The organism is Microbacterium sp. GXS0129 (assembly GCF_044769785.1).
Classification (GTDB): Bacteria; Actinomycetota; Actinomycetes; order Actinomycetales; family Microbacteriaceae; genus Microbacterium; species Microbacterium nymphoidis.
Genome location: NZ_JBIZVZ010000001.1, coordinates 319091 through 344500 on the forward strand (window position 1 = coordinate 319091; position 25410 = coordinate 344500).

25 protein-coding genes are annotated in these 25410 nt (G+C 67.5%); 12 read left to right on the plus strand and 13 right to left on the minus strand.

Annotated features, from left to right (window positions below; translation table 11 throughout):
- Positions 1 to 2: 2 nt before the first annotated feature.
- From ACIQJ5_RS01425 to ACIQJ5_RS01435, 3 genes are read right to left on the minus strand one after another with little or no spacing between them, the layout of a single operon-like run.
- Positions 3 to 1022 carry an ABC transporter substrate-binding protein gene (locus tag ACIQJ5_RS01425; RefSeq protein ID WP_402840125.1) on the minus strand — a complete coding sequence of 340 codons (1020 nt, stop codon included), beginning with the start codon at positions 1020 to 1022 and terminating at the stop codon, positions 3 to 5.
- A gap of 4 nt (positions 1023 to 1026) precedes the next feature.
- Positions 1027 to 1824 (minus strand): ABC transporter ATP-binding protein, encoded by a 798-nt coding sequence (locus tag ACIQJ5_RS01430; protein ID WP_402840128.1) that lies wholly within the window; start codon positions 1822 to 1824, stop codon positions 1027 to 1029.
- On the minus strand, positions 1821 to 2939 hold the full coding sequence (locus ACIQJ5_RS01435; protein ID WP_402840130.1) for a FecCD family ABC transporter permease: 1119 nt from the start codon (positions 2937 to 2939) through the stop codon (positions 1821 to 1823). The genes ACIQJ5_RS01430 and ACIQJ5_RS01435 overlap by 4 nt, the downstream gene beginning before the upstream one ends.
- 88 nt (positions 2940 to 3027) lie before the next feature.
- Between ACIQJ5_RS01435 and ACIQJ5_RS01440 the strand changes: the two genes are divergently transcribed.
- Positions 3028 to 3804, plus strand: a complete 777-nt coding sequence (locus ACIQJ5_RS01440; protein ID WP_231090805.1) for an SDR family NAD(P)-dependent oxidoreductase — start codon at positions 3028 to 3030, stop codon at positions 3802 to 3804.
- Positions 3805 to 3861: 57 nt separating this feature from the next.
- Here the strand turns inward: ACIQJ5_RS01440 and ACIQJ5_RS01445 are convergent, their stop codons facing one another.
- Positions 3862 to 4881 carry a LacI family DNA-binding transcriptional regulator gene (locus tag ACIQJ5_RS01445; protein ID WP_231090804.1) on the minus strand — a complete coding sequence of 340 codons (1020 nt, stop codon included), beginning with the start codon at positions 4879 to 4881 and terminating at the stop codon, positions 3862 to 3864.
- Between the two features lie 64 nt (positions 4882 to 4945).
- Positions 4946 to 6163, minus strand: a complete 1218-nt coding sequence (locus ACIQJ5_RS01450; RefSeq protein ID WP_402840133.1) for a Gfo/Idh/MocA family protein — start codon at positions 6161 to 6163, stop codon at positions 4946 to 4948.
- Positions 6164 to 6314: 151 nt separating this feature from the next.
- On the opposite strand from ACIQJ5_RS01450, the gene ACIQJ5_RS01455 reads away from it, so the two are divergent.
- From ACIQJ5_RS01455 to ACIQJ5_RS01465, 3 genes are read left to right on the plus strand one after another with little or no spacing between them, the layout of a single operon-like run.
- Complete coding sequence (locus ACIQJ5_RS01455; protein ID WP_231090802.1) at positions 6315 to 7262, plus strand: carbohydrate ABC transporter permease; 948 nt, start codon at positions 6315 to 6317, stop codon at positions 7260 to 7262.
- Positions 7263 to 7274: 12 nt separating this feature from the next.
- Positions 7275 to 8192 carry a carbohydrate ABC transporter permease gene (locus ACIQJ5_RS01460; RefSeq protein WP_231090801.1) on the plus strand — a complete coding sequence of 306 codons (918 nt, stop codon included), beginning with the start codon at positions 7275 to 7277 and terminating at the stop codon, positions 8190 to 8192.
- A 33-nt stretch (positions 8193 to 8225) separates the two neighbouring features.
- Positions 8226 to 9548 carry a sugar ABC transporter substrate-binding protein gene (locus tag ACIQJ5_RS01465; protein WP_231090800.1) on the plus strand — a complete coding sequence of 441 codons (1323 nt, stop codon included), beginning with the start codon at positions 8226 to 8228 and terminating at the stop codon, positions 9546 to 9548.
- 172 nt (positions 9549 to 9720) lie between these two features.
- Here the strand turns inward: ACIQJ5_RS01465 and ACIQJ5_RS01470 are convergent, their stop codons facing one another.
- Positions 9721 to 10185 carry an NUDIX domain-containing protein gene (locus tag ACIQJ5_RS01470; RefSeq protein WP_402840140.1) on the minus strand — a complete coding sequence of 155 codons (465 nt, stop codon included), beginning with the start codon at positions 10183 to 10185 and terminating at the stop codon, positions 9721 to 9723.
- A 363-nt stretch (positions 10186 to 10548) separates the two neighbouring features.
- On the opposite strand from ACIQJ5_RS01470, the gene ACIQJ5_RS01475 reads away from it, so the two are divergent.
- The 4 genes from ACIQJ5_RS01475 (at position 10549) to ACIQJ5_RS01490 (ending at position 12993) form a co-directional block, all read left to right on the plus strand.
- Entirely contained in the window at positions 10549 to 10845 is a 297-nt protein-coding gene (locus ACIQJ5_RS01475) for a hypothetical protein (RefSeq protein WP_402840143.1), read from the plus strand.
- A gap of 46 nt (positions 10846 to 10891) precedes the next feature.
- Complete coding sequence (locus ACIQJ5_RS01480; RefSeq protein WP_402840146.1) at positions 10892 to 11986, plus strand: hypothetical protein; 1095 nt, start codon at positions 10892 to 10894, stop codon at positions 11984 to 11986.
- Positions 11983 to 12414 carry a hypothetical protein gene (locus ACIQJ5_RS01485; RefSeq protein ID WP_402840149.1) on the plus strand — a complete coding sequence of 144 codons (432 nt, stop codon included), beginning with the start codon at positions 11983 to 11985 and terminating at the stop codon, positions 12412 to 12414. Before ACIQJ5_RS01480 ends, ACIQJ5_RS01485 begins: the two co-directional genes overlap by 4 nt.
- Positions 12415 to 12561: 147 nt before the next feature.
- Complete coding sequence (locus ACIQJ5_RS01490) at positions 12562 to 12993, plus strand: hypothetical protein (protein ID WP_402840152.1); 432 nt, start codon at positions 12562 to 12564, stop codon at positions 12991 to 12993.
- A gap of 79 nt (positions 12994 to 13072) precedes the next feature.
- Here ACIQJ5_RS01490 and ACIQJ5_RS01495 read toward each other — a convergent pair whose 3' ends face one another.
- The 3 genes from ACIQJ5_RS01495 to ACIQJ5_RS01505 all read right to left on the minus strand — a co-directional run bounded on the left by ACIQJ5_RS01495 (position 13073) and on the right by ACIQJ5_RS01505 (position 16256).
- Positions 13073 to 13972 carry a glycine betaine ABC transporter substrate-binding protein gene (locus ACIQJ5_RS01495; RefSeq protein WP_402840155.1) on the minus strand — a complete coding sequence of 300 codons (900 nt, stop codon included), beginning with the start codon at positions 13970 to 13972 and terminating at the stop codon, positions 13073 to 13075.
- 98 nt (positions 13973 to 14070) lie between these two features.
- Positions 14071 to 14967 carry a proline/glycine betaine ABC transporter permease gene (locus tag ACIQJ5_RS01500; RefSeq protein ID WP_231090791.1) on the minus strand — a complete coding sequence of 299 codons (897 nt, stop codon included), beginning with the start codon at positions 14965 to 14967 and terminating at the stop codon, positions 14071 to 14073.
- Positions 14964 to 16256: a glycine betaine/L-proline ABC transporter ATP-binding protein gene (locus ACIQJ5_RS01505; RefSeq protein ID WP_402840159.1), complete on the minus strand. Its 1293-nt coding sequence runs from the start codon at positions 16254 to 16256 to the stop codon at positions 14964 to 14966. The genes ACIQJ5_RS01500 and ACIQJ5_RS01505 overlap by 4 nt, the downstream gene beginning before the upstream one ends.
- Positions 16257 to 16601: 345 nt before the next feature.
- Here ACIQJ5_RS01505 and nadE point away from each other — a divergent pair, with 345 nt between their 5' ends.
- Complete coding sequence (gene nadE, locus ACIQJ5_RS01510; RefSeq protein WP_231090789.1) at positions 16602 to 17420, plus strand: ammonia-dependent NAD(+) synthetase; 819 nt, start codon at positions 16602 to 16604, stop codon at positions 17418 to 17420.
- Positions 17421 to 17623: 203 nt separating this feature from the next.
- Here nadE and ACIQJ5_RS01515 read toward each other — a convergent pair whose 3' ends face one another.
- Positions 17624 to 18307 (minus strand): ankyrin repeat domain-containing protein, encoded by a 684-nt coding sequence (locus tag ACIQJ5_RS01515; RefSeq protein WP_402840163.1) that lies wholly within the window; start codon positions 18305 to 18307, stop codon positions 17624 to 17626.
- A gap of 284 nt (positions 18308 to 18591) precedes the next feature.
- Positions 18592 to 19044, minus strand: coding sequence for an NUDIX hydrolase (locus tag ACIQJ5_RS01520; protein ID WP_402840166.1), 453 nt, complete (start codon positions 19042 to 19044; stop codon positions 18592 to 18594).
- A 57-nt stretch (positions 19045 to 19101) separates the two neighbouring features.
- Between ACIQJ5_RS01520 and rlmN the strand changes: the two genes are divergently transcribed.
- A complete protein-coding gene (rlmN, locus tag ACIQJ5_RS01525) occupies positions 19102 to 20352 on the plus strand; it encodes a 23S rRNA (adenine(2503)-C(2))-methyltransferase RlmN (protein WP_231090786.1) in 1251 nt (416 codons plus the stop codon).
- A 72-nt stretch (positions 20353 to 20424) separates the two neighbouring features.
- On the opposite strand, the gene ACIQJ5_RS01530 is transcribed toward rlmN, so the two are convergent.
- On the minus strand, positions 20425 to 21009 hold the full coding sequence (locus tag ACIQJ5_RS01530; RefSeq protein WP_231090785.1) for an NAD(P)H-dependent oxidoreductase: 585 nt from the start codon (positions 21007 to 21009) through the stop codon (positions 20425 to 20427).
- Between the two features lie 62 nt (positions 21010 to 21071).
- On the opposite strand from ACIQJ5_RS01530, the gene ACIQJ5_RS01535 reads away from it, so the two are divergent.
- Both ACIQJ5_RS01535 and ACIQJ5_RS01540 read left to right on the plus strand, forming a co-directional pair.
- On the plus strand, positions 21072 to 21656 hold the full coding sequence (locus ACIQJ5_RS01535; protein ID WP_402840170.1) for a TetR/AcrR family transcriptional regulator: 585 nt from the start codon (positions 21072 to 21074) through the stop codon (positions 21654 to 21656).
- Between the two features lie 125 nt (positions 21657 to 21781).
- Positions 21782 to 23704 (plus strand): DUF4407 domain-containing protein, encoded by a 1923-nt coding sequence (locus ACIQJ5_RS01540; RefSeq protein ID WP_231090783.1) that lies wholly within the window; start codon positions 21782 to 21784, stop codon positions 23702 to 23704.
- Positions 23705 to 23747: 43 nt separating this feature from the next.
- Here ACIQJ5_RS01540 and ACIQJ5_RS01545 read toward each other — a convergent pair whose 3' ends face one another.
- Entirely contained in the window at positions 23748 to 25391 is a 1644-nt protein-coding gene (locus ACIQJ5_RS01545; protein WP_402840174.1) for a Mur ligase family protein, read from the minus strand.
- Positions 25392 to 25410: the final 19 nt, after the last annotated feature.

Genomic DNA, 25410 nt, shown 5'->3' on the forward strand with positions numbered 1-25410 from the left:
GCTCAGAAGGCGTCCGGGTAGAGCGCTTCGGCGATGGTCTGCACGGCCGTGATGTTGCCGAGGGTGCCCGGGAACATGTCCGAGGAGGGGACGGCGATGATCCTCCTATCGCGGACCGCCGGCATGTCGGGGAAGGTGCGGGCGAGGTAGTCACGCATCATCGCTTCGTTCTCGGCATCGTAGGGGGCGATCACCAGCGCATCGGGAGCCTCTGCCGCCAGTGACTCGGCGGTGACCGTGGCGGCGAAGAAGTCGGAGAACAGCGCCTGATCCGGTGTGTAGATCGGCTCGGCACCGGCGCGGACCAGGATGTCGTGCTCGACTCCCGCTCCGATCACCTGCAGGGCCGATCCCTCGACGTACACCTCGGCCACCCGCAGCGGCGTGACGCCGGCCGTTGCGGTGGCGACGCGATCCAGGACGGCCTGGTTCTCGGCGATGAGATCCTGTGCGCGCTCCTGCTGCCCGAAGATCTGGCCGAGGTTGCCGAGGTCGGTGAACAGGTCGACGACTTCACCGGTCATGCGGCGGTCCTGGCAGCCGCCGGTGGCGACGTACACGGCAGCTCCCGCGGCGTTCAGCTGCTCGATGCTCGCGAAGCCCTTCTCCGCGGAGAACTCGTATGTGGTGGGTGAGTAGACGAAGTCGGGTGCCGTCGCCAGGAGATCCTCACGGCTCGGGGGCATCATCCCTCCGATCACGGGGACGTCGGCTGCCAGCGCCGCCACGTCCTCCGGCAACTGCTGGGCGGTCGCCTGCGCCTGACCGGCGAGGCGATCGGCGAGGCCGAGCCGGAGCAGCAGCTCCGTTTGCGCCGGGTGCATGCCGACGACGTGATCGGGGACCTCCCCGATCGTGATCTCGCGTGCACAGTTCGTGAGAGAGACCGCGTGCGAGGCAGTGGCACCGGACGCAGCAGGAGTGACCGCGGTGCCGCAAGCGGTGAGGGCGAGGGCGCCGGCGAGGAGCGCGGCGGCTGCGATTCGGCGCCGGCGGGCGAGCGGTCGGGCGGAGTGAGGCATGGTCTCAGCTTTCTTTCGGGGCATCGGGGCGAGTGGCGTCGGGGGTCAGTCGCCGGAAGGCGAACACGGGCCCGGCATCATCGCCGAGAAGGCGCGCGTCCACACCGAACACCCGGCGGATCAGGGCAGGCGTGAGGACCTCGGCGGGCGGGCCGCTGACGATGAGCTCACCGCCGGAGAGCACGAGCACCGCGTCGCAGTATTGGGCGGCGAGGTTGAGGTCGTGCAGCGCCGCAATCACGGTGCAGCCGAGATTGCGCACCGTGCTCATGAGCTCGTGCTGGTGACTGATGTCGAGATGGTTGCTGGGTTCGTCGAGCACCATCACGGGCGTCTGCTGGGCCAGCGCACGCGCCAGCATGACGCGCTGGCGCTGCCCGCCCGAGAGGGTGGCGACCATCCGGTCCGCCAGTCCGGCCACGTCGGTGCGGATCATGGCCTCCGCCACGATGCGGAGGTCCTCGGGACTGTCGCGCCCGAAGCTCGCGTGGTGCGGACCCCGCCCGAGCATGACCGTCTCCTCGACCGAGAGGTCGAAATCCGTGGGCGCATCCTGCAGCATGACCGAGACCGTGCAGGCGGCGCGGCGGCTGCTCAGCGAGCGCACGTCGGTGCCGTCCACCAGCACGCGCCCCGCGGCGGGGGTGATCGCGCGGTAGATCGTGCGAAGCAGCGTGGACTTTCCTGACCCGTTGGCGCCGACGACGCCGACGACATGGCCCGAAGGGATCGATGCGCTCACGTCACGCACCACGTCGCGTCCGCCCAGGCGGACCGCCACGGCGTCGATGTCGACTCTCATCGCCCGAACCCCGCCTTCTCGGCGCCACCGCGCCGCATCAGCCAGAGGAAGAACGGCGCTCCGACGAAGGCGGTGAGGATTCCGAGCGGAATCTCCGTCGGCTGCGCGACGGTGCGAGCGAGCAGGTCGGTGATCATGAGGAACACCGCCCCCGCAAGCACGGTGACCGGGATCGTCCGCCGATGATCGGCGCCCACGAGGATGCGGGCGATGTGGGGGACGACCAGGCCGACGAAGCCGATTCCTCCGGCGACCGAGACCACCGTTCCCGTCAGCAGCGACGCGACGACCAGCAGGAGGCCGCGCAGGCGCGTTGCGTTCACCCCGAGCGAGACGGCCGACTCGTCACCGGTCATCAGGGCGTTCAGGGACCGCGACAGCACCGCCGCGAAGACGCAGGCGACCGCGAGGGCGATGGCCGGCCCGACGAGGCTGCTCATCGTGGCCGCCGACACGCTTCCGAGAAGGAAGAACAGCACGCTCACGACATTCTGGGCATTGGTGGAGATCGTCAGGTAGCTGGTCACGGCGCTGAGCAGGGTGCCCAGCGCCACCCCGGCGAGGATCATGCGGGTGGGGGAGAGCGTGCCGTCTCTGCGCGCCAGCGTGGCCACGCACGCGCACGCCGCCAGAGCGCCCGCGAACGCCGCGACGTTCACCGACACACCGCCGAGGGCGGCGGATCCGAAGACGATCACGCCGACGGCACCGACGCTGGCTCCCGAGGAGACGCCGAGGATGTAGGGCTCCGCCAGCGGGTTTCGCACCGTCACCTGCATGAGGGCGCCGGCGAGGGCGAGCCCCGCGCCGGACAGGCCCGCCAGAAGCGCACGGGGAAGCCGGAACTGCCACACCGCCTGGTCCTGCAGGGCGGTCAGCGATCCGTCGGACATCCAGGGCATGCCCGGGGCCAGGTGACCGATCACGATACGGGCGGCCTGCCCCGGATCGACGTGGACCGAGCCGACGGCGCCCGAGACCACGACGAGCGCGCAGATCGCCGCCACGAGCAGTGTGCAGATGACCGTGGTCCGCCGCTGTGCTCGCCGTCGTGCGCTCTCTTTCGCGGCGGGGCGGGAAGGAGAGCGTCGGCTGCGGAGGACGGTGAGGGGCACCCGTTGAGCGTATTGATAATGATTATCAAAATCAATTCGAACAGAATCACGGGACGAGGCGGCTCCGACGGTGGCATAGCCTCGACGTATGAGTGATGCGTACCTCGCCGGTCTGTTCTCCCTTGCCGGGCGCACCGCCGTGGTCACGGGCGGAAGCTCCGGAATCGGCGAGGGGATCGCACACGCCCTGGCCGGGGCCGGCGCACGGACGATCCTCGTCGCCCGGCGCGCCGACGTGCTGGCGGAGGCCGCCGAGCGCATTCGTGCGGCGGGATTCGATGCGGCCACAGTCGTCGGCGACGTCGCGACGCGTGATGGCGTGACGGCGATCGCCGACGAGGTGACCGAGCGGTTCGGCGGGCCCGACATCCTTGTGACGGCGGCGGGCATCAATCTCCGGCCACCGATGAGCGAGATCGACGAGGCTGTGTGGGACGCCACGATGGCGGTCAACCTCGATGCGCCCTTCCTCCTGGGTCAGCGCTTCGCGCCCGCGATGATCGAGCGGGGTTACGGGCGACTCATCCACGTCAGCTCACAGCAGGCGCAGCGACCCTTCGCCAACAGCGGCGCGTACGGGGTATCGAAGGCTGCGGTCGAGGGACTGGCGCGGGTGCAGTCCGAGGCGTGGTCGTCGCACGGCGTCACCTCGAACGCACTGATCCCGGGCTTCGTTCCCACCCCGCTTAACACCCGGTTGTCGTCGAACCCGGCGACCGTCGCCGCGCTCGCGGCCCGCACCACGGTGGGTCGCAATGGACGGCCGGAGGACTTCGCCGCCGCTGCGGTCTTCCTCGCCGGTGCGGGCTCGGCCTATGTCACCGGCCAGGCGATCGCGGTGGATGGCGGGTTCTCGGTCCACTGATTGCTTTCATTGCGCGCAATGTGACCGAATTCCCGCCCAATAGCGTCCATTCGCGCGCTATGAAGCGGAGGGTTCGCAGCCGCACGACTCGCGCGTGACGAGCGTGGGGGTGAAGCCGGTGTATGCGGTGTGCTCGTCGTGATGGACGATGGCGTTCACGGCGGCGCGCGCCATCTCCTGGATCGGCTGGCTCACCGAGGTGAGCGACGGCCACGTGTACCGTCCGAGCGGGCTGCCGTCGAACGAGGCGACGGCGATGTCCTGGGGAACGCGAACGCCGCGCTCCGCCAGTGCGCGCAGGAAGCCGATGGCCTGCTGGTCCGCGCTGAGGAAGACCGCAGGCGGCCGGTCGGACATGTCGGCGAACTCGTGCCCGGCGCGGTACCCGTCGGCCATGCCGAACTCCACACGGAGCACGGGGCCGGCTTCGAGCCCGCGTTCGTCCAGCGCCGCGCGCCAGCCGTCCTCGCGGGCATCCCGGGTGCCGTCACGGTAGGTGCCGATCACCAGTCCGATGCGGCGGTGTCCGTGATCGGCGAGGTGGTCCACGGCCAGCCGGGCGCCGGCCTCCAGGTCGACGCCGATCGCGTCGATCCCGTGAACCATCGACGCATTGAGGAAGACGATCGGCACGCCCGCCTGACGCAGGGGCGCCAGCGCGGCATCGGACATGGGGGTGCAGAGGAGCACGCCGTCGACGCGTCGCCGGGCGAAGTGGCGGATGTGGCTCATGCCGTCGTCGCCGGTGATGTCGGTCGTGGCGATGAGCACGTCCAGGCCATGCCGTGTGGCCTCCCGCTCCACCTCCTCGGCCAATCCCGCGAACAGGGGGTTGGCGAGACTCGGCAGCACCAGGCCGATGGCCTCGGTCGAGCCGAGGCGCAAAGCTCGCGCGGCGGGATTCGGCTGGTAGCCGAGCATCTCGATCGCATCGCGCACACGCGCCGCCGTGGCAGGGGAGACGTGCTTGGTCTCGTTCACCACGTAGCTGACGACGGCGCTGCTGACCCCGGCCAGCCGCGCGACGTCGTCTCGCGTGGCTCGCGCACGCGCGTTCTGCTGGTCTCGGGGCGACACGTCGATCAGTCTAGGTCCGCTGCCCGGCGGCGCGACGCGTGGGCACCGCGCCGCCGGGCGAGCATCAGGACAGTGACTCCGGAGCGTCGCCGAAGTCCGGAACCGGCAGTCGCTCGCCGCCGCGCAGCGCGGACTGGTGAGCGATGATGCCCGGCACCGTGTAGCGGGCGGCTTCCCACGCATTGACGGTCGGGATCGTCCCGTAGGCCACGGCGCGGGCGAAGTCGTCGACGAGGAAGTGGTGGCTGCCCTCGTGGCCGTTGGGCAGCCCCTGCAGTTCGGCGGGAAGGCGGCCGGCGTCGTGCACCGGGGCGAGTCCCGAGACGAACGCGTCCCGCAGCGCCGGGTCGACATCCGCCAGCGACGGGTCGTCGAGGCTCATGCTCGGGCGTGACTCCAGGTCGGCGGTGATGTCGGTCCACCCCTCCTTGTTCTGCCAGACCGAGGTCGCCACGAGCTGCTCGAAGCTGCCCTCGGTGCCGAAGATGCGGAAGCGGCTCTCGCGAAGGTGCGACGGGTACCCGACGCGACGGAACTCGTTGATGCGCATCGATCCGCCATCGGCCATCTCGAAGAGCGCGGTGGCGTTGGAGAAGTCGTTGTCGAACATGCTGATGTCCTTGTCGAAGACGCCGTCGCCGCGGTCATCGCGCACGCCGATGCAGCTCACGCTGACGGCATGACCGCCGGTGGCGCCGAGGACGCCGCCGATCGCGTGCGTCGGGTAGTGCATGGGCGGATAGCTGGCCGTGCTCTTCCACGCCTCGCCGCCGCTGTACTCGTAAGCGGCGTAGAAGCCGAGGTCCATGTCGTGGACGTAGTCGCCCTCGGCGTAGAAGATGCGTCCGAAGGCGCCGGATTCGCGCTGCTTGCGGCCGTACACCGTGGCCGGGTTGTAGTAGCTGGTCTCGCCCATCATGTACGTCAGGCCGGTCTCGCGAACGGCGTCGATGATGTCAGAGACCTCCTCGACGGTGAACGCCATCGGCACGGCCGAGTACACGTGCTTGCCGGCACGCAGCGCCTGCACCACGAGCGGGCCGTGGGTCCAGCGCTGGGTGAAGATCGCGACGGCATCGACATCGCTGGCGAGCATCTCGTCGAACGTTGCGAACGTGCCGGCGAGGCTCTGTCGTTCCACGAGCGCTTCGGCGCGCTCGGGGAGCAGGTCCGTCACGAAGATGTCCGTCACGAGGGGGTGGGCGTGCCAGAGCTTGGAGAACTGGCCGGAGAACTGCCCGGCACCGACGATGCCGAGCGAGAAGGGGCGGGGTGTGGTCATGCGGTGAGTCTGGCACTCGTCGGTTACACGAGTCAAGAACCAATTTACGCAGTCGACGCGCTTGAAATTACGGGCAAAACTGACCCTTGCGCTCATGCTGGTTACGCGTGTAGCTTGCCCGAGAGGTCGTTCAACTGACAACGGAGTACGGATGACGAACACACAGACGCTACGAGCCGCCACGGCTCAGCAGGCGGCTCGGAGCAGGGCCGGCGGATCGGGCAGAAGGCGTTCGCGCAGCGATGTGCGGATCGCCCTCCTCTTCATCGCACCGGCCCTCATCGGCCTCCTGCTGTTCTACGTGGTCCCCACCGCGCGCGGGCTCTACCTGAGCTTCACGGAGTACAGCATCCTGGGCGAGCCGGAATGGATCGGCACCCGCAATTACGAGCGCATCGCCCAGGACCCGCTGTTCTGGAACGCGCTGGTGGTGACCATCGAGTACGTCGTCATCAACATCGTCCTGCAGACCTCGATCGCGCTGCTGCTGGCGGTGCTGATGCAGCGAGTGGCCAAGTCCACGTTCGTGCGCGGCACGCTGCTGATGCCGTACCTCATGGCCAACGTGATCGCCGCGCTGCTGTGGTTCTGGATGCTCGACTACCAGATCGGCATCGTCAACCAGGTGATCGACTGGATCGGGCTACCGCGGATCGCGTTCTTCGGCAATCAGGAGTGGGCGATTCCGACGCAGGCGCTCATCAACACCTGGCGTCATGTCGGCTACACAGCGCTGCTGATCTTCGCCGGCCTGCAGGCCATCCCCAGCACCGTCTACGAGGCCGCGGCCATCGACGGCGCAGGGCCCTGGCGCACCTTCTCACGCATCACGCTGCCGCTGCTGCGTCCCGTCCTCGCGCTCGTCCTTGTGGTGACCGTGACCGGATCGTTCCAGGTGTTCGACACCGTGGCCGTCACCACCGCGGGCGGCCCCGTCAATGCGAGTCGCGTGCTGCAGTACTACATCTTCCAGCGCGCGTTCAACGAGCAGGACTTCGGCTACGGATCCGCTCTCGCCGCGATCCTGTTCGTCATCCTCGCCATCGTGGCCGCGCTGCAGATGAAGTTCCTGCGCGGCAACGAGTCGGATCTGGACTGAGTGGAGAGCACCATGACCGAGACCATGAACATCGTCGTTCCGGGGCGTGCCCGCCGCCGCCCGCGCGATGGGCGCTCCATCATCGCCTGGATCGTCATCGCCGTAGCGATGGCGGTCAGCCTGCTGCCGTTCTATTGGGTGTTGCGTACCTCCCTCTCGCTGAACTCGAAGCTGGCGGCAGGGTCCGCCGACCTGCTGCCGGTGGGGTTCAACTTCGGCGCCTATGAGCGGGTGTTCGGGCTGCAGAGTCCCGCGGAGGCGATCGCGCAGGGCGGGTCGGGCGCTTCCATCAACTTCTGGCAGTACCTGGGCAATTCGTTCCTGTTCGCCGGTATCACCACGGTGTGCGCGGTGTTCTTCAGCTCCATGGCCGCCTACGCCTTCTCCCGCCTGCAGTGGCGGCACCGAGACAAGGTGTTCGGCCTGTTCCTGGCCACCGTTCTCGTGCCGCCGATCTTCACTGCCCTGCCGAACTTCCTCCTGGTGCGAAACCTCGGACTCCTCGGCACGATGCTCGGACTGGTGCTGCCGTACCTGTTCATGACTCCCTTCGCGATCTTCTTCATGCGTCAGTTCTTCCTGAACATGTCGCGGGAGGTCGAGGAGGCGGCCATGCTCGACGGCGCTCGGCACTGGCGCATCTTCTTCCAGATCGTGCTCCCCAACGCGGCTGCTCCGCTCGCCACGCTCGCACTGCTGACCTTCATCGGCCAATGGAACGAGTACTTCTGGCCGTTGCTGGTCTCGGACGAGAGCACCCGCGTGCTCACGGTGGGGCTCGGTGTCTTCAAGTCCCAGTCCCCGCAGGGCGCCCCGGACTGGTCCGGTCTGATGGCCGCCACCCTCGTCTCGGCGCTGCCCGTCCTCATCATCTTCCTCGCGTTCGGGAAGCGGATCGTCAACTCGATCGGCTTCTCCGGCATGAAGTAATCACCCCTGCATCACCTTCGAAAGGACCCCTCGATGAAGAAGAAGTTCCTGATGGGCGCAGTTGCTCTCTCCGCCACCTCCCTCGCGCTCGCCGGCTGTTCCGGTGGCGGTGATGGTGCAGATTCGGCCGGCACCATCACCTACTGGCTGTGGGATTCGAACCAGCTCCCCGCCTATCAGCAGTGCGCCGACGACTTCCACACGGCGAACCCCGACCTCACGGTGAAAATCACCCAGCTCGGCTGGGACGACTACTGGAGCAAGCTGACCAACGCGATGGCGGCCGGTAATGCGCCGGATGTCTTCACGGACCACCTGGCCAAGTACCCGGACTTCCTGAAGACCAAGCAGCTCGTCCCGCTCGACGATGTCAAGATGGGCGACTATGCCGACGGTCTCGCCGACCTGTGGGTGGGTCAGGACGGTACCCGGTACGGCGTGCCGAAGGACTGGGACACCATCGCGCTGTTCTACAACAAGGAGATGCTTGCCGATGCGGGGCTCACCGATGCGGACATGGCGAATCTCACGTGGAACCCCGACGACGGCGGCACGTACGAGAAGGTCATCGCGCATCTCACCGTGGACGAGAACGGCAAACGGGGCGACGAAGCCGGGTTCGACAAGAAGAACGTGGCGGTCTACGGTCTCGGCCTCGCCAACTCGGGCGGCGGAAACGGCCAGGCGGAGTGGAGCTACCTCACGGGCACGACTGGCTGGACCCACACCGACAAGAACCCGTGGGGGACCCACTACAACTACGACGACGAGCGCTTCCAGGACACGATCGCGTGGTGGGCCGGGCTCATCGAGAAGGGCTACATGCCGAAGCTCGAGACCACCGTGGGTGCGAACATGGCCGACACGTTCGGCGCCGGGAAGTCGGCGATCAACGCCCACGGGTCGTGGATGATCGGTCAGTACACCGGCTACGAGGGGATCGAGGTGGGCATCGCACCGACCCCGGTAGGCCCCTCCGGCAAGAACGCGTCGATGTTCAACGGCCTCGCGGACTCGATCTGGGCAGGAACCAAGAACAAGGAGGCGGCGATCTCCTGGGTCGAGTACCTCGGCTCCGCCGCGTGTCAGGACGTGGTCGGTGAGCACGCCGTGGTCTTCCCGGCGATCGGGTCCGCCGCGGAGAAGGCGAAGGAGGCGTTCGCCGCGAAGGGCGTGGACGTCGAGCCCTTCCTCCAGCACGTCACCAACGGCACGACGTTCCTCTTCCCGATCACCGACAACGCCGCCAAGATCGACGGCATCATGAAGCCCGCGATGGACGCGGTTCTCTCCGGTCAGGCCCCGGCGTCGTCTCTCACCGCGGCGAACGATCAGGTGAACGCCCTGTTCGAGTGAGCCGATACTCACGTGCGCCGCGGACCTCGGGGTCCGCGGCGCACGTGAGTTCGTCGCCTGTCGTGACAGGGGAGCATGTGCGGAGGTGACCGGCGATCACGGACGAGGACTCAGCGCTCGATCCGGCCCGTGACCCGGCGGCGGGGCTTTCCGGCACTGGCGCGACGAGCACTCAGACGGAGAATCCGACGGCGGTGTCGAGCGCGAGGTCTCCGTCGCGGAGTCCGACCAGCACCGAGCGCTCGTATGCCGGGATCGGTGCTGGAAGGGATGAGAGCGAGTGCCAGGCGATCCGGGTGGCCTTCTCCGGCTCGACGACATGGGGCGTTCCCTCCCACCGGGTGGCGGTCCAGAACCAGTCCACCCGCTGCTCCCGGGGGTCGCTGGAGCCGTCGGTGCGCTGCATCACCGTGACAAGGGTGAGGTGCTCGGGCGCGATGTCGATGCCGAGCTCCTCTCGCGCTTCGCGGACGGCGGCCGCGCGAGCCGTCTCGTGCGCCTCGACATGGCCCGCGGCGCCCGCCACCCAGTGCCCGTCCATGTAGCCGGTGTTCTGCCGCTGCTGCAGCAGGACCTCGCCGCCCCGGCGCAGGTAGACGTACGATGCCGGGATCACGGCGAAGTCGTGGCGTGCCATCGTTCCAGCGTAGGTCTTGCGTGACGGGGGTACGACCTTGAGGTGACCACGCCTGGCTCCGCCACCCGAACCGCGCCGTCTGTGGGGTCGTCGAGTACACCACGGTGAGAGCAGAGATCGTGGCTCGCATCCTGGCGGACTATCGCCCTGGCGGACTATCGCTGCCTCTCGTAGTGATGCGTCGTCTTCCCGCTCAATAGCGCGCGAATCGTCGCTGTTCGGGCCTGGCTCGCGCGATGTGTGCGCAACGAATCGGGTTCTGCGGGGGCTGGGGAGAAGCCCGCTCGGTGCGGTTGGTTTGTGTGTACGGTGTGAGCGCGTCTCTGTGGGAGGGGCGTGGGCGGCTTTGGCTGGGGGCGATTCGTGCAGCGTACGATCATGGCGGACACCGGGGCTTTGGGATCGTTGCGGGCTCAGCTCGTCGAGGTGTTGGAGCCCTGCGCGGCGATCTCGGTTCCTGATGCGACGGGAGTGGGCAGCGATCTGGTGTCGAGCGCTTCGTCGTTCTTCGTGGGCGAGTGGGAGCGGGTGCTGACAGCGGTGGTGACGGATGGAGAGCGGATGGCCGCCGGGCTTGTTGCGACGGTGCGTGATTTCACGGCCACCGAGCGGGACGCGATCTCGTCGGTGTCCGCGCTGGTGCAGGCGCTGGAGGAATGACGCGGTGAGGTGGACTGCGGTGGACCCTGGTGCGGGGGATATGGCGGTGGCGCGCGCGGCCGCGACGTGGTGTGACGGGCAGATCATCGCTCTCGAGGCGATCGAGAGCGCCACGGGTTCGATCCTGACGGGCGTGAGTGATGGATGGGCGGGTGAGGCCGCGGATGAGTTCGCTCGCGCGGTGTCGAGCCTGCGCGCGCGTGCGAGTGATTCTCGTGAGACATTGCACGTGGCATCCAAGGCGTACACCGGATATGCCGACACGGTCGACCAGATCGCGCGGGAGGCGGTGCCGCTGCGGGAGGCTCTCAGCGTTGCGCAGGGCGTCGTGAACGGGGGTGCAGTGACGTTTCGGTCTGAGGAGGAGTGGCAGGCGCAGTTTCAGGCGGTGCTCGACGCGAACCGCGTGATCGAGACGACGACGGCGGCACTGGTTGATCTCGCGGAGCGACGCGCCGAGGCTGACGCAGTGCTGGCTCGGACCCTTGTGGTTGAGGCTTCGGAGGCATGGAGTCTCACGGTGCCGCTGCCGTCCGGCGTTACCGAACAGTTTGATCGTCAGCATGCCAACGCGCAGGTGTGGAGCCTGCTCGGCCATTGGGCTTCCGGGGACGAGACCGCGTTCGTCCTGGGGCAGGAGGATCCGTTCGTTGATCGGTTCCGTCGGAGCGCGTTCATTCGCGAGCTGCGGGAGAACGTGAGGAGAGACTTCCAGGATGGAACGCTTTCGACCGGGTTCATCGATAGATCAGGATCAGGCGTACGGGAACCGAGTGACTGGGTGCGTCGCCTGATCAGCAATGACGTTGGAGTTTTGCTCAAGGACGGAGCGGCGGTGGGGACCGCACTTCTCCACGATCCGCAACGTGATCTGCACCCGGGGTTTGAGAATCTCTCCGAGAGCATGCTGGGCTCTTACGAAGTTCGCTATTACGCGGATGATCCGGCACCGGACGGGAGCGTGACGATCACGTACGTCGTGACCAATGAGACCAGTGTGGATTCGGGGACGCGGATCCCGCTCACCGGCGGGCAGCACGTTCCGATCGTCTATGACGTGTTGACGGAGCTCGGTGAGGCGAATGGGAGCTTTCGCACCCAGCAGCAGATGATCGTGTGGAGTGAACGGATCTACCCATGAGGCTTGTTTCTCGTTGTTTGCGTGCGGTGAGTGCATTGTCGGTGGGGGCGTTGGTGATCGCCCTGGTGGGGTGTGGTCCGTCGTATCCGGTGCTTGATCTGGATTCGCCGGTGGGGACATGGCGTGCGGCGCCGCCCGGGACGGGCACACTGGACATCCTTCCGGATGGCACGTTCACGATCACGGGCTCCTCGTTCAACCTCTCGACGGCTCGTGATGCGCATGGCGAGTATGACGCGGAAGGCACCTGGAAGGTGTCCTCCTCGTCATCGAAGGTCTATCTGATCATCGTGCAGGCGACAGATCAGGGACGCGCACAAGTGGAGAACGGTGGACGATCGACAGAATACAAGCGGGGCGCGATCACCTTCGGTGATGGCGAGGAAACGACGAGTGTGACCTTTGTGTACTCCCCGCTGTCTAGTTGATGTGGGGTCACGAAATGGTAGTGGTGAACGTTGACGGTTTCGGTGCGCATAAGGGCTGGCGCATCGAATCAAACCCGTGCCCAGATTCCGTGCCGAACTGATCGGGTGGAGCGCCGGGTTGGTCGTGTGGAGTGAACGGGTCTATTCGTGAAGCGTGTTCTTCGTCATATGCGCGTGGCTGGGGCCGTGTTCATCGGGGCGTTGCTGATCGCCCTTGCGGCGTGTGGTCCGTCGTATCCGGTGCTTGATCTGGATTCGCCGGTGGGGACGTGGCGTGCAGCGCCGCCGGCGACGGGCACGTTGGAGGTGCTTCGGGATGGGGCGTTCACGATCACCGGCTCATCGTTCAACATTTCGATGGATCGTGATGCGATCGGTGAGTATGACGCGGAAGGCACGTGGCAGTTGTCTCCCTCGTCGCCGAAGGTCTATCTCTTCATCGTGCGGGCGTCAGAGCAGGGACGCGCGCAGAGTGAGAATGGGGGCCGGGTGCGAGAGTATCGGCAGGGCACGATCACGTTCCGCGATGGTGAAGACACCACGGGCGTGACCTTTGTGTACTCGCCGCCGTCGAGTTGATCACATGCATCAGGTGATCATGTAGCGGGCCTGCACATGCCCGTGCGCCGCCGGAAAACCGACGGCGCACGGGCATGAGTCAGGACGTGAGGCCGTCGACCCAGGCCTGGTTCTCGCCGATCCAGGTGTTGACGATGTCGGTGTAGTCGGACACGTCTTCCTGGCCGGAGTTGTACATCGCGTTCTCAAGGGAGAACAGGACGTCGGAGTCCATCGTGAAGTCGGACAGCCATGCGAACACCTCGGGGGCCTTCTTCTCGAGGTCGGTCGACGCGATGGTGTGGATGGACTCTGCGGCACCGAGGGATTCCTTCGGGTCTGCGAGGTCCTTGATGTCGAAGGCGTCGTAGGCCCAGTGCGGGCGCCAGAGCGTCACGGCGACGTTCTCTCCTGCGTCGAGCTTGGACTGCAGTTCGGCGAGCATCGCGGGAGTGGACGAGGTGATGAAGTCCATCTTGTCCAGACCGTAGTCCGGGATGACGTTCTCCTCGGTGGCGCGGGTGAGGCCGGCGCCGGGCTCGATTCCGATGAGGCGATTGCCGAACTTGTCCGCATTCGCGGCCAGGTCCTCGAGCGAGTCGACGGGCGCGTCCGCGTTCACCGCGATCGTCAGCTTCGCGTCCTCGTTCCACGCGCCGAGGTCGACGATGTCGTCGCCGAACTCGTCGAAGTACGACTGATGCGTGAACGGCAGCCAGCCGTCGAGGGCGATGTCGTAGTCGCCACCCGCCACGCCCTGGAACACGGGGCCCGCGTCCGCGTATTCGAGGGTGACGTTGTAGCCCTTGTCCTCGAGCACCGACTTCCAGATGTAGGAGGCGGCCTCGCCCTCCGGCCAGCCGTTGAAGACGCCGATCACGAGGTCCTTCGACTCGGCAGTGTCGCCGCCGCCCGACGAGCCGGATGCCGAGCACCCGGCAAGGGCGAGCGCGGCCGCCGATCCGACGGCCAGGGTGCTGAGAAGCTTGCGCTTGTTCATGGTGTTCCTTTCCTCCCGCGTGCTGTGTCGCGGGCGTTGGGGATGTCCGCGGAATCCGCGGTCGTCGCACGTCTCGCGTGCGTCGGATTAAGGGGATGTCAGACGGCGGCGGCCGGTGCGGGTGCGCCGGCCGGTGCCGTGCGACGGCGGGCACGACGGGACTGGCCGAATCCGCCGGTCACGCGGTCCAGGATCATGGCGATCACGACGACCGCTGCGCCCGCCTCGAAGCCGAGCGGGATGTTCACCGACGACAGCGCCTGCACGATGGGCTTGCCGAGCCCCGGAGCGCCGACCATGCTGGCGATCACGGACATCGACAGGGACAGCATGATCACCTGGTTGACGCCCGCCATGATCGACGGCATCGCCAGCGGCAGCTGGATCTGGCGGAGGATGCGTCCGGGGGTCGCTCCGAAGGCGTTGCCCGCCTCGACCACCTCGCGGTCGACACCGCGGATACCGAGCTCAGTGAGCCTCACACCCGGCGCGATGGCGAACAGGATCGTCGCGACGATTCCCGGGACCACACCGACGCTGAACAGGAAGATGGCCGGCAGCAGATACACGAATGCCGGCATGGTCTGCAGGAAGTCGAGGATCGGGCGCACCACGTTGGACACGGCCTGCGACCGCGCGGCCCAGATGCCCAGCGGAATCGCGATCAGCGTGGCGATCAGCACCGCGACGATCGTGAGCGCGAGGGTGAGCATCGCGTTCTGCCACTGGTTCACCGTGATGATCAGCAGGAGGCCGAGGACGGTTCCCACCGCCAGCTTCCAGCCCTTCGCGAGATAGGCGATACCGGCGAGCACGATGATCAGCGCCCACGCCGGTGGCGCTGTGAACACCCACACCGCCACGTCGTAGACGCCGGTGAGCACCATCGAGATGGCATCGAACAGCCAGCCGAGGTACTCCTTGAGGAAGTTGATGAGCTCCTTGACCCAGGTGCCGAGGGGGATGCGGGCGCCGTCGGTGATCCAGTCGATCATCGTGCGCCTCCTTCCGTCGCGACGGCGGATTCGGCGAGCTGGTCCACCAGCGGCGTGAACTCCGCGACCATATCGATCGGGGTCTGAATGATGGGCATCTCGCGGGTGGTGGGCGGCACGTTGCCGAGCGCGGCCAGCAGCGTCACGCGCGGGATCACGCCGATGAGGCGGCGGGTGTCGTCGATCACCGCGAGCGGCATCGGGGACTCGACGGCCCGCTCGACGATGTCGGTGAGGAGATCGTCCGGCCCGACCGTGAGCACGGCGGCGTCCACGATCCGGCGGAGATCGAAGGTGCCCGCCTTGACGGCACGGATGACGGCGCGGTCGGTGACGGCGCCGACCAGTCGCCGGTTCTCGACGGCGAAGATGGTGCTCACTTGCTCTTCGCGGAGCACCCGCAGCGCTCCGCGCACGCCCGCCGTGAGCGGAACGGTGAGGTGCGGTGGCTCCATCACCGCGCTTGCCGTGAGCACCCGAGTGCGGTCCACATCCTGCACGAACTGCGCGACGTAGTCATTCGCCGGATCGGTGAGGATCTCCTCGGGAGTGCCCTGCTGCACGATCCGTCCGTCGCGCATGACGGCGATGCGGTCGCCGAGGAACATCGCCTCGTTCAGGTCGTGCGTGATGAAGATGATGGTGCGGCCGAGCTCGCGCTGCAGCTCCACCAGTTGCTCCTGCATCTCGCGGCGAATCAGCGGATCCAGGGCGGAGAAGGCCTCGTCCATGAGCATGATGTCGGTGCCGGCGGTGAGAGCGCGAGCCAGACCCACACGCTGGCGCATGCCGCCGGAAAGCTCGTCGGGATAATGGTCGGCCCATCCGTCCAGGCCCACCTTGGTGAGGATCTCCCGTGCGCGAGCAAGCCGCTCGCTCTTCGCGACGCCCTGGATCTCCAGCGCGTAGGCGGCGTTATCGAGCACGGTGCGATGCGGGAGTAGCGCGAAGTGCTGGAACACCATCGACACGTCCGAACGCCGGATGCTCCGCAGCTCCTTCGCAGACGCGCCGGTGACGCTGCGGCCCTGAACGACCACCTCGCCATCGGTGGGGGCGAGCAGGCCGTTGAGCATGCGGATGATGGTCGATTTACCGGAGCCCGACAGGCCCATGATGACGAAGATCTCTCCGCGGTTCACCGTGAAGCTGGCATCGATCACCGCTGCTGTTCCGGCATCGGACACGTCGGTCCGTGATTCGCCGTGTTTCAGGCGGCGAACAGCCTGGCCCGGATTCCTGCCGAACACTTTGAACAGATGGCGCGCTTCAAGAGCGGTTTCGGTCACGTTTCCCTCGCGGCTCCCCTCGGGAGGGTGAGCCTACTTCGGTTACGCCCGGGTGGTGATCGCAAGGCCGTTCGACGGCGTCGTGCTGGCGGCTCGGGCACCGGATGTCGGATCCGGGCAGAGATCACCGACCATACGCCCGCATCTCACACCAGTAAGCACAAAAATTCGAAGAAAGACACGGTCGCGGACTGGTCTTTACGGCCTCTCGACCGCCCTTCCACGCTAACCAGGCTCCGTGATGGTGGCAAATCCGCGCGTCTGAGCGAAGGCGGAGCGCAGGCCTCTGCCGTGGGTGTGGGCGCGCGTAACACGCCGGACACACCGCGGTCGCATACTGGAGGCATGACAGCGCTGCAGCAGGAGATCATCGATGCCCTCGGCGTGAAGCCGACGATCGACCCCACCGCGGAGGTGGAGCGGCGAATCGGGTTCCTGATGGAGTACCTGCGCACCACGGGAGCGCGCGGCTACGTGCTGGGAATCTCCGGCGGCCAGGACTCCACCCTCGCCGGCCGGCTCGCTCAGCTCGCAGTGGAGCGCCTGCGTGCGGAAGGCCACGAGGCGATGTTCGTGGCGATGCGTCTGCCGTACAAGGTGCAGCACGACGAGGCCGACGCCCAGGCAGCGATGTCGTTCATCGGTGCCGATCGCGAACTCACGGTCAACATCGCCGATGCGGTGCAGGGCATGGAGAACGCCATCGAGACCGCTGGTGACGAGATCAGCGATTTCAACCGGGGCAACATCAAGGCGCGCACCCGCATGATCGCGCAGTTCACCGTCGCCGCACAGCACCGTCTGCTCGTGATCGGCACCGACCACGCCGCCGAGGCGGTGACCGGGTTCTTCACGAAGTTCGGCGACGGTGCGGCCGATCTCACCCCGCTCGCCGGGCTGAACAAGCGCCAGGGCCGTGCGCTGCTGCGCGTTCTGGGCGCCCCCGAGCACCTGGCCACCAAGGTGCCCACCGCCGACCTCCTCGACGACAAGCCCGGACGTACCGACGAGGACGAGCTGGGGCTCACCTACGAGCAGATCGATGACTTCCTGGAGGGGAAGGTCATCGATGCCGCGGCGGCCGGGATCCTGGAGTCGAAGTACCTCGCCACCGAGCACAAGCGCCATCTGCCGGTGGCACCCTTCGACACCTGGTGGCGCTGAGGCCGGGGCACTCATCTCGTTGCGCGTGCTCTGAGCCGCAGCGAGCCGAACCCAACCCAAGCGGAGCGAAGCGTCCGCGGGAGTCGTGCGGCTGCGAGCCCTCCCCTTCATAGCGCGCGAATCGCGCCCCTGGACCGTGGATTCGGTTCATTTGCGTGCTTTGAACACGGGTGAGTCGTGCTGACGCGTCCCGCGGACCGGCGTCAGCGCTGCGCGCCGGCGGCGTCGAGCAGCGCGACGATCTCCGTGAATCCGCGCGACACCGCGTGGGCGCGCGGAGTGACGCCGTCGCCGTCCGCGAGTTCGGGATCCGCGCCGGCATCGAGCAACATTCGCACCGTCTCGATATGATCCGCCGATCCGGTGCCGAGGATGATCGCCTCCAGTAGCGCGGTCCACTGCAGGTTGTTCACGTGATCGACGTCGACGCCCGCGTCGATCAGCAGCCGCACATTGGCGACGTGACCGTGTTCACTGGCTGGGATCAGGGCTGTCCCGCCGTAGCGGTTGGTGCTCGTCACATCGGCACCGTGTTCGAGCGTGAGCGCGAGGATGTCCGTGAGACCCTCGGCCCCGGCGTACAGATAGGCGCTGTCCTGGATGGCATCGGCGGTGTTGGGGTCAGCCCCGTCCGTCAGGAGGAGGCGGACGATGTCGACATCTCCGGCACGGGCAGCTATCAGTACGGCCGGCCGGTCCATCTCGCCGCGCGCATCCGGATCGGCACCGTCGCCGAGCGCCGCACTCACCGCTGAGGCATCACCGTCGCGGACGGCGTCGAGGAGACGGGCGTCGGCCGAGCGCGCCTGCGCCGCCGGAGCGGTGCAGGCGGTGAGCACGAGGGCGGCAGCCGCAGTGATGAAGGATGCGATCAGGCTTCGGCGCATGGCTCGAGCTTAATGGGATACCAAAAGGTCCGGGCTGGCTCTTCCGTATTTGCTGAAGGGGCCGCGCGAGCCCGAAACAACAGCGTCGCGGCACGCTGGAGTTGTCCCGAAACGAGGATGATGTCGCGAATCGAGGGTGATCGCCCGGTCGCCGGTCCTCTATCGGAGCAAATCTCCTCGATTGGCGACACTCTTGAAACGGGCGCAAGCCGGGTGGGTGCCCTACCGGGGCCGGAGTGGTGGTTCCGCGGAAGCCCGGCGAAGACACATCGGTGGAAACGTGTTCAACCCAGCAGCGGGTGCCAGTGCCGATCCCGGAGCTCTGACGCGGGTACCCATCGGCCGGGAGCGGTCGGAAGCTCATCCGATGTCCACACGGAGAAGTGAGCCAGCGGCATCGGCCACGGATATCCCGGTGCCGGAGGAGAGACGACATTGCGGACGAAGCCGAGAGGGGCCATCGATTCGGGGTTGATGCCGAGATCCAGCGCCAGAGCTCTGACCGTCGCCGAACCGTGCGGGTCGTCGCCGTGGACACGACGGGTGGGGATGTCCTGCCTACCGTCATCGCGGGCAACGCAGAAAATCTCATGATCACGCCGCAACAAAACCCGCACCAGCTCGGCCGGCTCAGGCGGGAGGTTCGACAGCACGATCTCCGCGCGTCCGTTCGGAAGCCAGGACGCGCCCTCGATCCGTCGGATCACGCGCTGCGTGCGGTCGGCGGAGGTAGTCATGCCGACAGCATCCCATCCCCATAGGTTCCCCAGGCCGCGGGCCGTATCCTGGAAGGTATGACTTCTGACATGACCCCGGTGCGCAAGACCGGCAGCAACGGCAACGTGCAGGTGCGGCCGCGTACCGAGGGATGGCAGCAGAAGCTGGACTCGGAGGGTCGCCCGGCGCTGCAGTTCGCCAGCCCGAAGCGTGGCAAGCCGCCCGTGCACCTTGCCGACTTCACCCCCGACGAGCGCGTGGCGAAGCTCAAGGAGCTCGGCTTTCCCGGGTTCCGCGCGAAGCAGCTCTCCACGCACTACTTCACCCACTACACCTCCGACCCGGCCGAGATGACCGACCTCCCCAAGGAGGGGCGTGAAGAACTGGTCGGCGGTCTGATGCCGAACCTGCTCACCGAGGTGCGGCGCCTGGCCACCGACCGTGGCGACACCATCAAGTTCCTCTGGCGTCTGCACGACGGCGCCCTGGTCGAGTCCGTGCTCATGCGCTACCCGGGCCGGATCACGCTGTGCGTGTCCAGTCAGGCCGGCTGCGGCATGAACTGCCCGTTCTGCGCCACGGGTCAGGCGGGGCTCACCCGGAACATGTCTGCCGCGGAGATCATTGAGCAGGTCGTGCGCGCCAACCGTGCGATCGCGGCCGGGGAGCTAGGTGGCAAGAAGAAGGACGACCACTCCATGGAGCGGGTGTCCAACATCGTGTTCATGGGAATGGGCGAGCCGCTGGCCAACTACAGCCGCGTGATGCACGCCGTCCGCACCATGGTCGCGCCCCAGCCCGACGGGCTCGGTATGTCGGCCCGCGGGATCACGGTCTCCACCGTGGGCCTCGTGCCCGCCATCAAAAAGCTGGCTGCCGAGGATATCCCCGTGACCTTCGCGCTCTCGCTGCACGCGCCCGATGACGAACTGCGAGACGAGCTCATCCCCGTGAACTCGCGCTGGAAGGTCGACGAGGCGCTCGATGCCGCGCGGGAGTACTACGAGAAGACCGGTCGTCGCGTCTCGATCGAGTACGCGCTGATCAAGGACATGAACGATCACGCCTGGCGTGCCGATCTGCTGGCGAAGAAGCTGAACGAGCGCGGCCGTGGGTGGGTCCATGTCAACCCGATTCCGCTGAACCCCACGCCGGAATCGGTGTGGACGTCGTCGGAGCCCGCGGTGCAGAACGAGTTCGTCCGTCGTCTGAACGATGCGGGAGTCCCCACGACCATCCGCGACACCCGAGGCAAGGACATCGACGGTGCGTGCGGTCAGCTGGTCGCGACCGAGGACGACAAGGCTGCGGCTGCGGCCGCCGTCTAACTCCGTTTCATAGCGCGCAAGTCGCTCGAAATCCGGCCGGATACAAGCGATCCGCGCGCAATGAACTTCCGCTCACCTGGCCGACTGCGCGTCCCGGCGGCCATCCCGTGATCCCAGCCGTGCGGCGCGATCCAGCCATGCCTCTCGGCGCGCGGGAGATGCCTGGCGTACGCCGAGCATCCGTGTGGCACGGACCGAACGCACACCGCAGAATCGCAGGGTGTTGCGAGTCACCTGGCGTTGCGCGGGCAGCCCGGTGAATGGCGTGAACATCGCGGGAGTGTCCGCCAGGAGCAGCAGTCTCCCGTTGCGTGCGGGAAGCAGCCCCTCAGGAAGCCCCGACGGGCGGTACCGATACTCGTGCCGGGGCAGCAGTGCGCGATCGAAGAAGCCCTTCAGCAGCGCCGGAACCGAGCCCCACCAGAGCGGGGTGGCGATGACGATGGTCTGCGCATCGTGGAGGGCGCGACGTGCATCGGCGAGGTCGGGCTCGATGGTCATGCGCTCGCGGTAGCCGAAACGCAGAATCGGATCGAAGTCCAGATCCCGCAGCGCGATCACGCGGGCATCCTGATGGGCGTCGGCATAGCGGCGCGCGATGGCAGCGGTGAGCGAGCGCCCGTCGGGGTGTGCGTCGAGGATGAGTGCGCCGGGCATGGGGTCCTATCTTGACAGTGTCTACTTGGTGGGCAGTGTCAAGATAGGAAACAATGTTGCTCGTGTCAAGTTCCCGAGGCGGCTACCATCACGGTGACCTCGCGCACGCGCTGGAGTGCGCAGCGATGCAGTTGCTCGTGGATCGGCCGGCGCAGGAGATCAGCCTGCGCGAGGTCGCACGCGCGGCGAACGTGAGCCACAACGCGCCCTACCACCACTTCGCCGATCGCAACGGGCTGCTCAAAGCCATTGCCGAGCGCAGCATGTCGGACCTCGTGGACGCGGTCATCACCGCAGTCGACGCCGCTGCCGATCCTCGTGCGGCGTTCCGGGGCGGTGGCGCGGCCTATGTGCGATTCGCGGTCGAGAGGCCGCACGCCTTCGCTGCGATCTACGATCCGACCGTGTGTGTGCCCGGGGCGCCGACGCCCACCATGGCTGTTCTCATCGACCGGCTCGAAGCCGTCCTGAACGAGATCACGGCGGCGGTCGGTCTCACGGAGCCGGTTGACGCCGTGTCGGTGTGGGGCGTGATTCACGGGCTCGGCGTCCTGAGCGCCGCCGGGCACTTTTCGCTTCCCGCCGCGCTGGCCGCTCTCGAGAACTCCGTGGACCGGCTGCTTGCCGGCGTATCACTCGCTTCATAGCGCGCAAAACGCTCGAAATCCGGCTGGATACGAGCGTTTCGCGCGCAATGAAACCTCTTTACGCTCACGGAGCCACCACAGGGCGCGCTCATCGGTCTTCCAGCACGTCGGCCTAACCTGAACGAATGTCGTTTTCCGCTCATCGCCCCGGACGCATGGATTCGCAGGGCCGGATCCAGTTCGATGCGGCCGTCGATCGTGTCGATGCCGAGGAGCCTCTCGAGGTGCAGAGGCCCTTCCAGCCCGACGCCACCGGCAGCGAGCAGCAGCCGTACCCTGACGGCCCCGATGAGACGCCCACCGAGGTGCTGGCATCCGACGACGGCGCCAGGGTCTCGGACAGCGAGGCCGTCACCGAGGTGCTGTCCGATGTTCCGCCGAACATCGACGATGACACCCCGGGGGTGCTGATCGATGCGCGGCGTCCGCCGCAGCCCGAAGCCGAGACCACCGTGCTCGACGAGCTTCGTGCGCTCCAGGATGACGGTGCGCTCCAGGATGACAGTGCGCTCCAGGCAGATGCGGAAGCGGAGCAGCGTGCGCACGCTGCGGCCGCATCCGCGGCCCTCGGACGGTTCGCGCGCGGCCAGGACGAGCACGAGACCCGCACCGGTGCCCCGGACATCACGGACGTCCGCGATGAAGCCTTCCGCGATGACGACTTCCGCGCCGACGACTTCCGCGACGAGCCGGCCGCAGGCGAGGAGCCCCCGATGCCCCCCGCAGCGGGGGCGGGTTCTGCGGAAGAGGAGCGACGCCGTACCCCGATCCTCCGCCGGCTCGCCGTCCTCGGCGGGGCCGACGGTGCCGTGCTGGATCACGTACCCACCGAGACCCCGCGCTTCGTGCAGATGTTCTTCGTGCTCGCGGGAACCGCCCTCATCTCCGGTATCTCGATGCTGTTCGCGCTGATCACGGGCGTGCACATCTGGGCCTGGGGAGCGGTGCCGCTCGCCATCATCTGGGCCCTCATCATCTTCAACCTCGACCGGTTCCTCACCGCGAGCATGAAGTCCACCCGCAACGGCTGGAAGCTGTTCGGTCTGGCCTTCCCCCGGGTGATCATGGCGGCTCTCATCGGCATCGTGGTGGCCGAGCCGATGGTGCTGCAGATCTTCCACAACGACATCCAGCGTGAGGTGACCACCACCAACCTGGCGCAGGCGCAGACCGATCAGGACCAGCTCGCGAACGGCCCCGAGAAGCAGGCTCTCGACGCCGCCAAACAGGCACTCGCGGACCTGCAGAACCAGGCGGCCACCGGCATCGTCGCGGGAACCTCCAACCAACCCGCCTCCGTCGCCGCAGCGCAGTCCACGGTGGACACGCTCACGGCCCAGATGGCCGCCGCGCAGACCGTCATCGACCAGGCGCGCGCCATCTACCAGTGCGAGCTGACGGGCGCCGGAGCGGACTCCGTCACCGGATGCACCGGCCTTCCCGGCCAGGGCTCGTCCTCCGACGCCGCCAAGTCACAGCTGGAGCAGGCACAGGCGAGCTACGACGCCCTGTCCGCTCAGCTCCAGGAGGCGAACGCCGCCCTGTCCGCCGCGCAGACCGCGGGGGCGACCGAGGCCGCCACCACGGAGAAGATGAACCGCGACGAGGCCAACGCCGCACTGCCCGCGGCACAGGCGACCTACGATACGGCGCTGGCCGCATACAACGCGCGCGCCGCCGCCGTGGCGAACGGCAACGCCGATGCCGAAGGCCTCCTCAGCCAGATCAGCGCGCTCAACCGTCTGGGCGAGCGCGAGCCGACGCTGGCCTGGGCGCATTGGCTGATCGCCGGTCTGTTCTTCATGATCGAGCTGCTGCCGGTGCTCGTGAAGGTGCTCACCAGCTGGGGCAACCCGTCCATCTACGAGGAGGTGGAGCGTGTGGTGACCCGGGTGAAACTCGACGGCGTGCGTGCCGACTCCGAGATCGCCCGCCGAGCGATCGCCGAGAAGGTGCGCGACTCCCGATCCGTGGTGAGAGATCGCGCCCGGCGCAGCGGGCAGGATCTTCCCGCCTCCGTCACCGAGGAGCTCGCGGTCATCCGCTGACATCAGGGCGCTCTTCCCGCTCGGGGAGGGCGCCCTAATGCGATCAGCGTCGGGCCACCGCGCGGCGGAGCTCTTCGGCGTCGTCCAGCGGAATCTGCGCGCCGTCGACCTCCTGCACCGTCTCGTGGCCGCGTCCCGCGACGAGGACGATGTCCTCGGGGCGCGCCATGGCCACCGCGGCCGCGATCGCGTCGGTGCGCGAGGGGATCTCCACCACGAGTGAGCCCGGCTGCTCGGCCATGCGGGCGCCCGACAGCACCTGTGCGCGGATCGAGGCGGCGTCCTCACCGTGTGGATCGTCGTCGGTGATGATCGCCACATCGGCGTAGCGGGCGCCCATCGCGCCCATCATTGCGCGCTTCGCGGTGTCGCGTTCGCCCGGGGCGCCGAACACGACGATCGTGCGCCCGGCGGTGCCGTTCACCGACATCAGCGCGGCTTGCAGTGCCGCAGCATTGTGGGCGAAATCCACCACCGTGGTCGGCTCGGTGGTGATCACCTGCATGCGTCCGGGTACGACGGGGGAGAGGGTCTGCGGACGATCGACGGCCTCCTGCACGCGCGCGGCCGGCACTCCGCTCTCCAGCACCATGACCAGCGCGAGCGCGGCATTGGAGACGTTGAACGCGCCGGGAAGAGCGGTGGTCGCGCGCAGCAGCGGCTCGCCGTCGCGGCGCAGCACGAAACCGTGGCCGATGCCGATGCGCACGACGTCGGTCACCGTGTAGTCGGCGTCGATCTCGTCCGCGGGGATCAGGTGGTCGTCGTCGCGCGGATCGTCGGCGATCTCGCGCGTCTGCAGCGTGACGACCGGAATCTCCGCGGTGCGGGCGAGATGGCGTCCCCAGCGATCGTCGACGCAGACCACGCCGCGTTCGGCCAGCGCGGGGGAGAACAGGCGCGCCTTCGCCTGGAAGTAGCCGGCCATGTCGCCGTGCACGTCGAGGTGATCGGGGGTGAGGTTGGAGAACCCCGCCACCGCGAATCGCAGCGCGTCCACGCGTCGGTACGACAGTGCGTGGGAGGACACCTCCACCGACGCACTGTGCAGGTTCTCCTCTGTCATGCGCGCGAGGATGCCGTGCAGGGCGGTGGCTTCGGGCGTCGTGCGGACCGAGGGCACCGGGCCGTTGCCGGCGTCGATCTCCACCGTGCCCACTAGTCCGGTGGGGTGCTCGAGCGCCTCCAGCAGCGACCGCAGAAGGTAGGTGGTGGTGGTCTTGCCGTTGGTTCCGGTCACGCCGAACAGCCGGGGTGCCCGCTCCGCCGTGCCGTACGCCGCGGCGGCGGCGTCACCGATCACGGATCGCACCTCCTCCACGACCAGCACGGGGAGGCCGTGGCCCGCGGCGATGTCGGCGCCTGCCTCATCGGTGACGACGGCCACGGCGCCGCGCGCCGCCGCGTCCCGGGTGAACCGCGCACCGTGCACACGAGCGCCGGGAGCCGCGACATAGACATCACCGGCGCGGACGGTGCGGGAGTCGATCGATGCCCCGGTGACCGTGATGTCGCTGAGGTCGGCGCTCACGCGCAGGGGGCGCACGGCGTCGGCCACAGTGCGCAACGGAACCGCCCGCGGATCGGCCGGGCGCAGCGCCTGTTCGAGGTCTTCGGCCTCGCGGCGATCTGCTGCGCCATCGCGAGCAGGGGTTCGGGCAGTGTCGGCATCCATCGGTGTCGGCATCCCTCCATCCTTCCTGCTG